Here is a 14,042-nt window from a genome sequence, read left to right on the forward strand (position 1 = left end):
AGAAAACCGCCGACAAGATCGCTGCCGCCATGGTCGGGAGGTCCGAAAATAAGTTATCCGAGACTACCGCCAGGGCCGTTTGCCGGTGCCGCCAATTTTATCCCCGCTTGTTAAACTTATGGGCCGCTCGCGGTTCATAGGCGATGGCAAGCCCATGTTTTCCATGCGATCATGGCGTCCGCGCGAATTATTCCATATTGGGTTGTCCATTTATTTTGATGCAAGAAGAACAACATCAAGCCGCATCGAAATCATCCCGCCGGGCGCTCTGCTGGCGGATCGCACGAGGCACCTACTTCAGGCTCAACCGGGCTTCGCACCATGTGCTGGGCTTCACCCTCAAGTTCCTGCTGGTCGCTTACTTCGTCTTTTGCACGCTGTTGCTGGCGCTGCGCTATGCGGTGTTGCCCGAGATCGGTCACTACAAGCCACAGATCGAACGCCTGGCGTCCAGGGCAGTCGGGCGCGCCGTCACCATCGACCAGCTCGATGCCTCCTGGAGCGGCCTGCGCCCGCAACTGGCGCTGGCCAATATCACGGTCCATGATGCCCACGGCCAGCCGGCGCTGACCCTGCCCCGGGTCAACGCCACCCTGTCGTGGAGCAGCGTGCTGGTGGCCGGGCTGCGGCTGGAAAACCTCACCATCGAGCAGGCCGACCTGGCGATCCGGCGCGACAGCAGCGGCAGGCTCGACATCGGCGGCATCCCGGTGCCGGCCGGCGGCGACGGCAGTTCCCTCAATTGGCTGCTGTCGCAGCGCGAGATCGTCATCCGCGCCAGCCGTGTGCGCTGGCATGACGAATTGCGTCATGCCCCCGAACTGGCGCTGGACCAGGTCAACCTGGTGCTGCACAACAGCTGGCTGCGTCACCGCCTGGCCATGCGTGCGGTGCCGCCGGCGGCTATCGCCGCCCCGCTGGACGTGCGCGCCGACTTCACCCATCCCGCCTTTGCCCGCAGTATCTCCGACGTGCGCCGCTGGAAGGGCACCCTGTATGCCGACCTGCGCCAGACCGACCTGTCGGTATGGCGCGCGTATGTCGACTATCCGGTCGAGATCACGCGCGGCACCGGCTCGGTGCGCGCCTGGCTGGCGCTGGACCAGGCCAAGGTCGCCAACTTCACCGCCGACCTGGGCCTGACCGATTTCAGCGCGCGCCTGTCGCGCCAGCTGGAGCCGCTCAATCTCAAGCGCGTCAATGGGCGCATTTCGGCCAGCGAGATCCTCGGCGCGGCACCGGTGGACGGCGAGCCGACCTTCGGCGCCCACGGCCACAAGGTAAGCCTGAGCGACTTCTCGGTCGAGATGCCGGATGGTTTCGTGCTGCCGGCCACCTCGCTGGACGAAAGCTATGAAGCCGCCACCCCGCTCAAGCCCGAGCGCACCAGCGTCAAGGCCAGCCACCTGAACCTGGAGGCGCTGTCGCAGCTGGCAGCGCGCCTGCCGCTGGCACCGTCACAGCGCAAGCTGCTCGATGACCTGGCGCCGCGCGGCGAATTGCACGATTTCACCGTGCAATGGCAGGGCACCTATCCCGAACTGAACTCATATCGCATCCAGGGACGATTCTCGCGACTGGGCCTCAAGGCGCAGGCCAGCCATATCAGCAGTGCGACCGCGCGCGAGCGCCGGCTGACGACGCAACCGGGCGCGCCGGCGCAATGGGCCGCCTCGCCCGGCTTCGACAACATGTCGGGCAGTATCGATGCCAACGAAAAAGGGGGCACCCTGCGGCTGGACGCCAAGGACTTCGGCATCGAACTGCCACCGCAGCAGTTCGCCCAGCCGCGTATGCCGTTCGACCGCCTGACCATGGATGCGCACTGGCAATACCAGAAGGACCAGACCTTGCTGTTCGAGGTCGACCAGCTCGATTTTGCCCAGCCGGGCGTGGCCGGGCGCCTGCGCGGCAAGCACATCAGGCCGCTGCAGGGCACGGCACCGGGCGTGGTCGATATCACCGGTGAATTCAGCACCTTCGATATCAAGACGCTGCGCCGCTACCTGCCGCAACATATGAACCCGGCGGCCCGCCACTGGCTCACCGAGGGCTTGGTCGATGGCACGGCGCGCAATGTGCAACTGCGCATCAAGGGCGACCTGGCCGACTTGCCTTTCCAGTCACAGGGCGACAAGCCGCGTGGCGAACTGAGCGTCAACGGTGACTTCGATGGGCTCAAGATCAACTACACCCCGGGGCACCTTGACCGCGACGGCAGCGGACCGGAGTGGCCGTTGCTCGAAGACGGGCGCGGCAAGTTCAGCCTCGACCGCGTGCACCTGGAAATCAAGGCCGATTCGGCGCGCAGCCTGGGTGCCCGCCTGGGGCCGGTGACCGCGCGCGTGGCCGAGCTGGTGTCGCACGACGCCGCGCTCGAGATCGAGGGCGTGGCCAACGCACCGATGCCGGTGTTCCTGCAATACGTCAACCACAGTCCCGTGGCGCGCTGGACCGGCAACGTCATGGAGCAGGCCAGCGCCAGCGGTGACGGCAGGCTGGAGCTGCGCTTCCGTATGCCGCTCAACCACGCCATCGATACCACGGTGCAAGGCGCGTTTCATTTCGCCGGCAACGATGTCGACCTGCTGCCCACGCTGCCGGTGTTCTACCGTACCGCTGGCAAGGTCGAGTTCAACGAGCGTGGCTTCACGCTCAATGGCGTGCGCGGCCAGTTCCTGGGCGACAACGTGGCGCTGACCGGCGGCACCCAGCGCGATGGCAGCAGCCTGGTGCGACTGGATGGCGCGATCAACGTCGAGATGCTGCGCCGCCAGTACGGCGAGCCATCGATGCAGCGCCTGCTGGCGCGCATGGAAGGCGGGGCGCGCTATAGCGCCACGGTGCAGGTGCGCGGTCACCGTCCGGAGCTGGTGGTCGAGTCGAACCTGGCCGGCCTGGCGGTGAACCTGCCTGCGCCGTTGAACAAGGCGGCCGCCGACAACCTGCCGATGCGCTTCGAACTGCAGCCGGTGGCCTCGGGCGACCCGTTGAAGGAGCGCGAGGAAATCCGCGTCGCGCTGGGCTCGGCCATTGCCTCGCGCTACCTGCGCGAACGGGTGGTGGGGCGGGGCGACGACTGGCGCGTCGCCAGCGGCGGCATCGGCTATGGCCAGCCGGTGCCCACGCCGGCGACGGGACTCAGGCTGGCCGTGGCCACCGAGCGCCTCGATCTGGATGCCTGGCGCGAATTGAAGAACCAGATCGCCGGCCCGGGCACCGGTGCGACCACCGCCGGCGCCGGCAACCGGTTGGCCGGCAGCGCCATCACCCAATACCTGCAGCCCGATGCGGTCTCGGCACGGGTGGGCGAGCTCACGCTGATGGGCAAGAAGCTCGACCACCTGGTCCTCAATGCCGCCCACCAGAAGAATGCGTGGCAGATCAATCTCGAATCGAAGCAGGCCAGCGGGACCATCACCTGGGATGAACCGGGGGCCAGGCGCGGACCCGGCAAGGTCAGTGCGCAATTGTCGTCGCTGGTCATCCCCCAGGGTCACGACCCGGTCGCCGACGGCGGCTCCGCTGCCGGCAACGGTGCGGCCGACGACAACAGCCAGATGCCTGCGCTGGACATCCGCGCCGAGCAATTCGAACTGGGCGGCAAGCAGCTGGGCCGGCTCGAACTGGCCGCCGACAACATGGTCACGGCGGTGGGGCGCGAATGGCGCATCGAGCGGCTGTTGCTGTCCAGTGCCGATGCCGACCTGCGGGCGGCCGGCAACTGGATGGCCTTCGGCAGCAACAACACCACCAACGTCACCTATGCACTCGATATCCACGACGCCGGCAAGCTGCTGGAGCGTTTCGGTTACTCGGGCACGATCCGCGGCGGCCACGGTAAGCTGGATGGCGACCTCAGCTGGCAGGGCCTGCCCTATGCGCTGGACATCCCCAGCCTGTCCGGCCAGGTACACCTGGATGTGCAGGCAGGCCAGTTCCTGAAGGTCGACCCGGGTGCCGCCAAGCTGCTGGGGGTGCTCAATCTGCAGGCGCTGCCGCGCCGCCTGACGCTGGACTTCCGCGACGTGTTCTCGCAGGGTTTTGCCTTCGACAGCGTGCTGGGCACCGCCGCCATCAAGGGCGGCATCGCCACCACCGACAACCTCAAGATGACCGGCGTGACCGCCTCGGTGCTGATGAACGGTTCGGCCGACATCAATCGCGAAACCCAGGACCTGCATGTGGTGGTGATTCCCGAGATCAATCTCGGCACGGCCTCGGTGGTGGCCATGGCGGTCAATCCGGTGATCGGCGTGAGCACCTTGCTGGCGCAGATGTTCCTGCGCAACCCGGTGATGAAGTCGCTGACCTTCGAATACCGTGTCAGCGGCGCCTGGAGCGACCCGATCGTGGTCAAGCAGGGCCAGGTGGCGCCGGTCGACGGCCAGCGCGCCCGCGAGGTGCTCGATGGCAAGCGCGGCACTGGGCCCGCGCCGGCCACGGTCGCACCGGCTGCGGCGCGGCGCGAGATCGGTCCGGTTCCCAATGCGGGGCACTGAGCTGCACGCACGGTGCCTTTGCGCGATACTTGTGCTTACTGTGTTTTCACGAGGCTGACATGACCCAGGCATTCAAGGTGGCGGCGATCCAGATGGTCTCGACCCCCGAGCCGCAACAGAATTTCGACAGCGCGTCCCGGCTGCTCGGCCAGGCTGCCGCGCAGGGCGCGCAATTGGTCCTGCTGCCCGAATACTGGCCCATCCTGGGCCGCCACGAGCGCGACAAGCTGGGCCACGCCGAGTCCGATGCGCCCGGCCCGATCCAGTCGTTCATGGCGCAACTGGCACGCCAGCATGGCGTGTGGCTGGTCGGTGGCACCTTGCCGATGGCCGCCGGCAGCGACGGCAAGGTCCTCAATACCTCTCTGGTCTACGATCCGCAGGGCCAGCGCGTGGCGCGCTATGACAAGATCCACCTGTTCAGTTTCTCGCGCGGCGAGGAACAATTCGACGAGGCGCGCACCATCGAGCACGGCAGCCAGGTGGTCACCTTCGAGGCGCCTTTCGGCCGGGTCGGGCTGTCGGTCTGCTACGACCTGCGCTTTCCCGAGCTGTACCGCGCCATGGGCGATTGTGCGTTGATCGTCATGCCGGCCGCCTTCACCCATACCACCGGTCAGGCGCACTGGGAGCTGCTGTTGCGTGCGCGCGCCATCGAAAACCAGTGCTACGTGCTGGCCTCGGCCCAGGGCGGGCTGCATGTCAATGGTCGCCGCACCTGGGGCCACAGCATGCTGGTCGATCCGTGGGGCGAGGTGATGTCGGTGTGGCCCGAGGGCGAGGGGCTTGTGATCGGCGATATCGATCCCCATCGTCTACAATACGTGCGGGAGGGTTTGCCGGCGTTGCGCCACCGCAAGCTCTGAAGGCGATTTGCCTGCTGCCAGCGTTTTTTATCGGTACCGGCCACAACCGGTACCATTGCCAGAAGACACCATGAAATTATTTGAACCGAATATGGGCGCGTTGCAAGTCGCGCGCGATGTGCTGCTGACGCCCTTCGGGCTGGACGAGTCGGGCCTGCTCAAGGCATTGGGGAGCATGTTTACCCACAAGGTCGACTATGCCGACCTGTATTTCCAGTTCACCAAGAGCGAGGGCTGGAGCCTGGAAGAAGGCATCGTCAAGACCGGTAGTTTCTCGATCGACCAGGGCGTGGGGGTACGCGCGGTGTCCGGCGACAAGACGGCCTTTTCGTATTCCGATGAAATTTCGGAGCGGGCCCTGATGGAAGCCGCCGCTGCCACCCGCAGCATCGCGCGCCAGGGTGCCGGTCGCGTCAAGGTGGCAGGGACGATGATTCCCGCCGGCAGCCGGGCGCTGTACCTGCCCCACGACCCGCTCAATTCGCTCGACGCCACGGCCAAGGTCAAGCTGCTCGAGCGCGTCGAGCGCATCGCCCGCGCCAAGGATCCGCGCGTGGTGCAGGTCATGGCCAGCCTCTCCGGCGAATACGACGTGGTGCTGGTGGCGCGCGCCGACGGCGTGCTGGCCGCCGACATCCGCCCGCTGGTGCGGGTGTCGGTCACCGTCATCGCCGAACAGAACGGTCGGCGCGAGGTCGGCAGCAGCGGCGGTGGCGGTCGTTACAACTATGCCTACTTCACCGACGACCTGCTGGAACAATATGCCTCCGAAGCGGTGTCCACGGCACTGGTGAACCTCGATTCGCGGCCGGCGCCGGCCGGCCCGATGACCGTCGTGCTCGGCCCCGGCTGGCCGGGCGTGCTGTTGCACGAGGCGATCGGCCACGGCCTGGAGGGCGACTTCAACCGCAAGGGGTCCAGCACCTTCTCGGGGCGCATCGGCGAGCGCGTGGCGGCCAAGGGCGTGACCGTGGTCGACGACGGCACCATCGCCGACCGCCGCGGTTCGCTCAACGTCGACGACGAGGGCAATGCCACCCAATGCACGACCCTGATCGAGGACGGCATCCTCAAGGGCTACATGCAGGACACCATGAATGCGCGCCTGATGAAGATGCCGGTGACCGGCAACGCCCGTCGCGAGTCGTTTGCCCACCTGCCGATGCCGCGCATGACCAACACCTACATGCTGGCCGGCGACCGTCATCCGGAAGAGATCCTGGCCTCGGTCAAGAATGGCCTGTACGCGGTCAACTTCGGTGGCGGCCAGGTCGATATCACCAACGGCAAGTTCGTGTTCTCGGCCAGCGAGGCCTACATGATCGAAGACGGCAGGATCACCTACCCGGTCAAGGGCGCTACCTTGATCGGCAATGGTCCCGACGTGCTCAACCGGGTATCGATGATCGGCAATGACATGCGCCTCGATTCGGGTGTGGGCGTGTGTGGCAAGGAAGGCCAGAGCGTCCCCGTCGGGGTCGGGCAACCCACCTTGCGTATCGATGGCGTGACCGTGGGCGGCACTGCCTGAAGCATTGGCAAGGTGTCGCGAAAGGCAAGAACCGTCGGCCAGCCCGGCGGTTTTTGCGTTTCTGGCGCCGTTATTTGCTGCTGCACCACATTCGATCTTGCGCACGGTGGCCGACAATGCATGCGCGTGGCCTGGTTTTTTGTTGTGTTATTAGTCTTATGGATAGGTCGACGCGGTTGATTTTTTCTTTATTGGCGTCTTTTATGAATATTTTGTGCGGAAAATGATGATATGAGCAATCGCGCTTGTCGCTTGCCAAAACCCGGGATTTGTAGCACTATCACTGCATACCGTTTTAACCCTAACGATAGCCATGTCTTTGTCCCGCGCTTACTTTTACTTTTACTTTAGCTATTCCAGCCCCACGGCGGTGAAAAGCGGTAAGCGTTCGTAAAAAGACAAAACCGAATTTCTAAAAAAACCGCCAGTGATGGCGGTTTTTTTTTGGTCGATTCCGAGAGAGCAAACTGGAGAACAAATGCCGCGCACTGACGATCTTCGTATCCGAGAAATGAAAGAACTGCTTCCTCCTTCGCATTTGATCCGCGAGTTTGCCTGTTCCGAGAAAGTGGAAAACACCACGGCCGAGGCACGCACCGCATTGCATCGCATATTGCACGGCCAGGACGACCGCCTGATGGTGGTCATCGGGCCGTGCTCCATCCACGACACCAAGGCCGCCATGGAATATGCGCGACGCCTGGTGGTGGAACGTGAACGCTACAAGGGCGAGCTCGAGATCGTCATGCGCGTCTATTTCGAGAAGCCGCGCACCACGGTCGGCTGGAAGGGGCTGATCAACGATCCGTACATGGACAACAGCTTCCGCATCAATGACGGCTTGCGCACCGCGCGCGAACTGCTGCTCAATATCAACGAGCTGGGCCTGCCGGCCGGCACCGAGTTCCTCGACGTGATCAGCCCGCAATACATCGCCGACCTGATCAGCTGGGGCGCGATCGGCGCCCGCACCACCGAGTCGCAGGTGCACCGCGAACTGGCCTCGGGACTGTCGTGCCCGGTCGGTTTCAAGAACGGCACCGATGGCAACGTCAAGATCGCGGTCGACGCCATCAAGGCGGCCTCGCAGCCGCACCATTTCCTGTCGGTGACCAAGGGCGGTCATTCGGCCATCGTGTCCACCGCCGGCAACGAGGATTGCCATATCATCCTGCGCGGCGGCAAGCTGCCCAACTATGACGCCGCCAGCGTCGATGCGGCCTGCCAGGATATCGCCAAGAGCGGCCTGGCGGCACGCCTGATGATCGATGCCTCGCACGCCAACAGTTCGAAGAAGCCCGAGAATCAGATCCCGGTGTGCGCCGACATCGGCGCCCAGGTGGCCGCCGGCGACACCCGCATCGTCGGTGTGATGGTCGAGTCGCACCTGGTGGCAGGTCGCCAGGACCTGGTGCCGGGCAAGGAACTGACCTATGGCCAATCGGTGACCGATGGCTGCATCAACTGGGAAGAAAGCCTGCAGGTGCTCAAGGGCCTGGCTGACTCGGTCAAGCAACGCCGCCTGGTCGGCGAGCGCGACGCAGCCTGAGCCTCCAGCTAGCGGCTGCGATGCCGCGCGCGGAGCAGTCGAAAAAAACGCCGGCAGGTTGACCTGCCGGCGTTTTTTTTCCAGCGCGGGAGGATCAATCGCGGAAGTTGTTGAATTCCAGCGGCAGGTCCTTGATTTCCTTGCGCAAGAGCGCCATGGCCGCCTGCAGGTCGTCGCGCTTGGCGCCGGTGATGCGCACGGCGTCGCCCTGGATGCTGGCCTGTACCTTCATCTTGCTGTCCTTGACTACCCGCACGATCTTCTTGGCGTCGTCGCTCTCGATGCCGTTCTTGACCTTGATCACCTGCTTGACCTTGTCGCCGCCGATCTTCTCGATCTTGCCTTCATCGAGGAAGCGCACGTCGACGTTGCGCTTGGTCATCTTGTTGGTCAGCACGTCACGCACCTGGCTGAGCTGGAAGTCGGAGTCGGCAAAGGCGGTCAGCTCCCTTTCCTTTTGTTCGACGCGGGCGTCGGTGCCCTTGAAGTCGAAGCGGGTGGTGATTTCCTTGTTGGCCTGTTCAACGGCGTTCTTGACCTCGACCAGGTTGGCTTCGCAGACGGTATCGAAAGAGGGCATGGCTTTATCCTTATATTGTTGCGGCGGGCCGGAAGGGCCCGCATACCGGTGAGATTCTAACGGACTGCGCGCGGCGCCGCCATGCTCGACTGACCATTGGTGGCAACGGCTATAATCGCGGGCTTATGTTTCCGATTCCCTTGCAGCGCGACTTTTCGTTGCGCACCTTCAATACCTTCGGCATCGACGCCCGCGCGCAGGTCTATGTCGCCGTCGACGGCGTCGATACCTTGCGCGCCGTGCGTGCCGATGCCGAACTGGCGGCGCTGCCGCGCCTGGTGCTGGGCGGCGGCAGCAACCTGTTGTTCACGCGCGACCATCCAGGGCTGGTGCTGCATATGCGCAGCCGCGGCATCGAGGTGGTCGGCCAGGATGACGACTTCACCTACGTCCGGGCAGCCGCCGGCGAGAGCTGGCATGGCCTGGTGCAATGGACCCTGGCGCAGGGCCTGGGCGGGCTGGAGAACCTGGCGCTGATTCCCGGTAGCGTGGGGGCGGCGCCGATCCAGAACATCGGCGCCTATGGCGTCGAGCTCAAGGACCGCTTCCAGGCGCTGAGCGCATTCGATTTCGTCACCGGCGAAGTGCTCGTGCTGGAGCGCGCCGCCTGCCGCTTCGGCTATCGCGACAGCGTCTTCAAGCATGCGCTGCGCGAGCGCGCCGTGGTGCTGGACGTCACCTTTGCGCTGCCTCGACATTGGCAAGCCAATGCGGCCTATGCCGATGTAGCGCAGGCGCTGGCCGGCGTGGCGCGCCCGGGCCCGGCCGACATCGCCGCCGCCGTCATCGGCATCCGCCAGCGCAAGCTGCCCGATCCGGCGCAGATCGGCAATGCGGGCAGCTTCTTCAAGAATCCGATCGTCGACGCTGCCGTGCGCGACAGCCTGGCGGCACGTCATGCAGCGCTGGTCAGCTATGGCCAGCCCGATGGCAGCTACAAGCTGGCCGCTGGATGGCTGATCGACCAATGCGGCTGGAAGGGCCGCTCGCTGGGCGCGGCCGGCGTGTACGACCGGCAGGCGCTGGTGCTGGTCAACCGTGGCGGCGCCAGCGGCGCCGAGATCGCGGCGCTGGCCGAGGCCATCCGGCAGGATGTGCATGACAGGTTCGGCGTCTGGCTCGAGCCGGAACCGGTGTTTGTATGACGACCACGTGGAAACGCCGGCATATGCCGGCGTTTCCACGTGCAAGACCGTGCGACCGATCAACCGTAATGGCACACGTAGTCGACCGTTTCGGTGACTTCGATATCGAAGCTCGAATTGGCGACCACGCTGAACTGGGTGCCGGCGCCGTAGGTGTTCCAGGCTTCTTCACCTTGCAGTCGCACGCGGCAGCTGCCGCTGACGATTTCCATGATCTCCGGCGAGGCAGTGCCGAAGTTGAGCGACGACGGCAGGATCACGCCCAGCGTCTTCTTGGTGCCGTCGGCCAGCAGCACAGTGTGCGAGACACACTTGCCATCGAAATACACATTGCCCTTCTTGAGGACGGTAACGTTGTCGAGCTGGGTGCTCATCGGTTTTCCTGGTCGGTGGGTTGGCGATTTTTACTTGGCGTCTTTGTCCAGCAACGGCAGCGACACGGCGGTGCTGGTGTCCAACAGGCCGGTGCTCTGGTAGATCGACAGCTTCTGGCGGGTGTCGGCGATGTCCAGGTTGCGCATGGTCAGCTGGCCGATACGGTCCACCGGCGAGAACGCGCCTTCACCCTTTTCCATGGTCAGGCGTTCCGGATGGTAGGTCAGGTTGGCTGATTCGGTGTTGAGGATCGAGTAGTCATTGCCGCGACGCAGTTCGATGGTCACTTCGCCGGTGATGGCGCGCGCCACCCAGCGCTGGGCGCTTTCGCGCAGCATGATCGCCTGCGAGTCGAACCAGCGGCCCTGGTACAGCAGGCGACCCAGCTTGCGGCCGTTGTCGCGGTACTGTTCGATGGTGTCTTCGTTGTGGATGCCGGTCAGCAGGCGCTCGTAGGCGATGAACAGCAGCGCCAGGCCCGGGGCTTCGTAGATGCCGCGGCTCTTGGCCTCGATGATGCGGTTCTCGATCTGGTCGCTCATGCCCAGGCCATGACGCCCGCCGATGCGGTTGGCTTCCAGGATCAGTTCGGTCAGGTTCGCGAAGGTCTGGCCGTTCAATGCCACCGGGCGGCCTTCCTCGAAGCGTACCGTCACTTCCTCGCGCTTGACGTCGACCTCGTCGCGCCAGAACGCCACGCCCATGATGGGCTGCACGATCTTGATGCCGCTGTTGAGGAACTCCAGGTCCTTGGCTTCGTGGGTCGCACCCAGCATGTTGGAATCGGTCGAGTAGGCCTTCTCGACCGACATCTTGTAGTCGAAGCCGGACTTGATCATGAACTCGGACATTTCCTTGCGGCCGCCCAGTTCATCGATGAAGGTATTGTCCAGCCAGGGCTTGTAGATCTTCAGGTTGGGGTTCACCAGCAGGCCGTAGCGGTAGAAGCGCTCGATGTCGTTGCCCTTGAAGGTGCTGCCGTCGCCCCAGATGTCGACGTTGTCCTCGCGCATCGCCGCCACCAGCATGGTGCCGGTCACGGCCCGGCCCAGCGGCGTGGTGTTGAAGTAGGTCACGCCGGCGGTCGAGATGTGGAAGGCGCCGCTTTGCAGCGCCGCGATGCCTTCGGTAGCGAGCTGTTCGCGGCAATCGATCAGGCGCGCCAGTTCGGCGCCGTATTGCATTGCCTTCTTGGGGATCTCGTCGTAGTCGGGTTCGTCCGGCTGGCCCAGGTTGGCGGTATAGGCGTAGGGAATGGCGCCCTTCTGGCGCATCCAGGTCAATGCGGCGCTGGTGTCAAGGCCGCCCGAAAAGGCGATGCCTACTTTTTGTTTGACCGGAACGGATTGCAGGATGTTGGACATGATCTAGACGATTGCGATGGTGTTGTGATGACAGTGAAATGCGGTGCGCGGCTCAGTCGAGCTTGCCATGCACCAGGTATTCGAGCAGCGCCTTCTGCACATGCAGGCGGTTTTCGGCTTCTTCCCAGACCACCGATTGCGGGCCGTCGATGACTTCGGCGGCGACTTCCTCGCCGCGGTGGGCTGGCAGGCAGTGCATGAACAGCGCGTCCTTCTTGGCGCGCGCCATCTTGGCGCCGTCGACGATCCAGCCGTCGAAGGCTTTCAGGCGCGCCGCGTTCTCGTCCTCGAAGCCCATGCTGGTCCACACATCGGTGGTGACCAGGTCGGCGTCCTGGCAGGCGTCGGACGGATTGGCGAAGAACGTGTAGTGGCTGTTGCCCGGGGTGACCTGCGCCGGGTCGATGTCATACCCCTCGGGGGTCGAGACGTTGACGTGGAAGCCAAACACCTCGGCCGCCTGCAGCCACGAGTACAGCATGTTGTTGGCATCGCCGACCCAGGCCACGATCTTGCCCTTGATGCTGCCGCGCTGTTCGATGAAGGTGAACACGTCGGCCAGCACCTGGCAGGGATGCTGCTCGTTGGTCAGGCCGTTGATCACCGGCACCCGCGAATGGGCGGCGAAGCGCTCGATGATTTCCTGGCCGTAGGTACGGATCATGATCACGTCGCACATGCGCGACATGACCTGGGCCGCATCTTCGACCGGCTCACCGCGCCCCAGCTGGCTATCGCGTGTGTTGAGGTAGATCGCGGCGCCACCCATCTGGTGCATGCCGGCCTCGAAAGAGAGCCGGGTGCGGGTGGAATTCTTCTCGAACACCATCACCAGCGTGCGGTCCGCCAGCGTGTGGTGCGGTTCGTAATTCTTGAATTTACGTTTGATCACACGAGAACGATCGATCACGTAGTCGTATTCATCAAGCGTAAAGTCGGAAAATTTTAAGTAGTGTTTGATGGCCATAAATGAAAACGGCGGCCAAGCTGGCGCCTGCCGCCGATCGTTATAACTGCTTGGATTATAAGGGATTCAGGGCAAAAAGATACCCTGCGGGCTTGCCGGGCGGAAAGCCCGGCTGGCGACATCGGTTCGAGCCTGCGGATGAATCGGCCGCGTGATGTCAATCAATCAACTTTTTTAAACTCCTTCGAGTGACTCGTCGTGACCCTTCAAGCATGGACCTGACGAATCGCGATTAATTGCAGCAACCTGCATCTGGCGCCCGCGGCAATGAGAATCGTTGTCGTGCCCACCCCTAGAATTGCGCTCCTTCTTTTCAGCAAGCCGCAGTTCCTGCGCATTCTTCCATGTTCCCAAATCGTGTTGCATCGAGCCGCCTGAAGCTCATGGCAGTGGCCGTTTCTTCCCTTTTCACAGCGCCGGTGCTGGCCGAGGATGGCGAATCGGGCGCCGCGTCGCGCCTGCCGCATATCGAGGTTTCCGACCAGCGCAGCCATTATGATCCGCGCCCGGCCAGGGTCGGTTCGGCCACCCGCACCGAGGCGCGCGAGCGCGACGTGCCGCAGGTGGTCGACAGCGTGGCGGTCGAACAGACCCTGTCCTACGGCGGGCGCGACTTGGCCGATGCGCTGGCGGGCATGCCGGGGGTATCGAATGTCTCGGATACGCGTTTCGACGCATTTCGCCTGCGTGGATTTTCCAATTCCGGCGACCTGTTGCTCGATGGCATGCGCGACGATGCGCAGTACGTGCGTGGCCTGGGCAATATCGAGCGCATCGAAGTGCTCAAGGGGCCGGCGGCAGTGCTGTACGGGCGCGGCGGCGGCGGCGGGGTGATCAACCGCATCACCAAGCAACCGGGGCGCGAGGCCATGGCCAGCCTGACGACCACCTGGGGCAGCTTCGGGCGCCTCGGGGTGGCTGCCGACATCAACCGCCCGATCAACGAGCAATGGAGCATGCGCATCAACGCCGGGCGCGAGCGTGCCGACAGCTTCCGCAAGGAAGTCGACAGCACCCGCCAATACCTCGCGCCCTCCCTGAAGTGGGACGACGGTCGCAGCAGCTGGCTGCTGCAGGCCGAATACCAGGAATTCGAGCGGGTGCCCGACCGCGGCATGCCGGCCCAGGTCAGTGGCCGCAGCGCCAGCGGCGCGCCGCTGGCG

The 14,042-nt window shown here is 64.2% G+C and carries 10 protein-coding genes; 6 read left to right on the forward strand and 4 right to left on the reverse strand.

Annotated elements, in window-relative coordinates:
- Window positions 1-218 precede the first annotated feature (218 nt).
- The 4 genes from PMI40_RS10810 (at window position 219) to aroG (ending at window position 8,448) form a co-directional block, all read left to right on the forward strand.
- Window positions 219-4,502 (forward strand): YhdP family protein, encoded by a 4,284-nt coding sequence (locus PMI40_RS10810; protein ID WP_008115089.1) that lies wholly within the window; start codon window positions 219-221, stop codon window positions 4,500-4,502.
- A 59-nt stretch (window positions 4,503-4,561) separates the two neighbouring features.
- Window positions 4,562-5,368 (forward strand): carbon-nitrogen hydrolase family protein, encoded by an 807-nt coding sequence (locus PMI40_RS10815; protein WP_008115090.1) that lies wholly within the window; start codon window positions 4,562-4,564, stop codon window positions 5,366-5,368.
- A gap of 70 nt (window positions 5,369-5,438) precedes the next feature.
- On the forward strand, window positions 5,439-6,899 hold the full coding sequence (gene tldD / locus PMI40_RS10820) for a metalloprotease TldD (RefSeq protein WP_008115092.1): 1,461 nt from the start codon (window positions 5,439-5,441) through the stop codon (window positions 6,897-6,899).
- Between the two features lie 478 nt (window positions 6,900-7,377).
- On the forward strand, window positions 7,378-8,448 hold the full coding sequence (aroG, locus tag PMI40_RS10825; protein ID WP_008115094.1) for a 3-deoxy-7-phosphoheptulonate synthase AroG: 1,071 nt from the start codon (window positions 7,378-7,380) through the stop codon (window positions 8,446-8,448).
- A 94-nt stretch (window positions 8,449-8,542) separates the two neighbouring features.
- On the opposite strand, the gene PMI40_RS10830 is transcribed toward aroG, so the two are convergent.
- Window positions 8,543-9,028, reverse strand: coding sequence for a YajQ family cyclic di-GMP-binding protein (locus tag PMI40_RS10830; RefSeq protein WP_008115096.1), 486 nt, complete (start codon window positions 9,026-9,028; stop codon window positions 8,543-8,545).
- Window positions 9,029-9,153: 125 nt separating this feature from the next.
- Here PMI40_RS10830 and murB point away from each other — a divergent pair, with 125 nt between their 5' ends.
- Window positions 9,154-10,173 carry a UDP-N-acetylmuramate dehydrogenase gene (murB, locus tag PMI40_RS10835; protein ID WP_008115098.1) on the forward strand — a complete coding sequence of 340 codons (1,020 nt, stop codon included), beginning with the start codon at window positions 9,154-9,156 and terminating at the stop codon, window positions 10,171-10,173.
- A gap of 59 nt (window positions 10,174-10,232) precedes the next feature.
- Here the strand turns inward: murB and PMI40_RS10840 are convergent, their stop codons facing one another.
- The 3 genes from PMI40_RS10840 to argF are packed head-to-tail and all read right to left on the reverse strand — an operon-like array spanning window position 10,233 to window position 12,879.
- Window positions 10,233-10,547 (reverse strand): pyrimidine/purine nucleoside phosphorylase, encoded by a 315-nt coding sequence (locus PMI40_RS10840; RefSeq protein WP_008115100.1) that lies wholly within the window; start codon window positions 10,545-10,547, stop codon window positions 10,233-10,235.
- Between the two features lie 30 nt (window positions 10,548-10,577).
- On the reverse strand, window positions 10,578-11,912 hold the full coding sequence (gene argG / locus PMI40_RS10845) for an argininosuccinate synthase (protein WP_008115102.1): 1,335 nt from the start codon (window positions 11,910-11,912) through the stop codon (window positions 10,578-10,580).
- 52 nt (window positions 11,913-11,964) lie between these two features.
- Window positions 11,965-12,879, reverse strand: coding sequence for an ornithine carbamoyltransferase (gene argF, locus PMI40_RS10850; protein ID WP_008115104.1), 915 nt, complete (start codon window positions 12,877-12,879; stop codon window positions 11,965-11,967).
- 344 nt (window positions 12,880-13,223) lie between these two features.
- Here argF and PMI40_RS10855 point away from each other — a divergent pair.
- A partial coding sequence (locus PMI40_RS10855; RefSeq protein WP_040501911.1) for a TonB-dependent siderophore receptor occupies window positions 13,224-14,042 on the forward strand: 819 nt, incomplete at its 3' end.

Origin of the sequence: Herbaspirillum sp. YR522 (assembly GCF_000282575.1) — a bacterium.
Classification (GTDB): domain Bacteria; phylum Pseudomonadota; class Gammaproteobacteria; order Burkholderiales; family Burkholderiaceae_D; genus Herbaspirillum.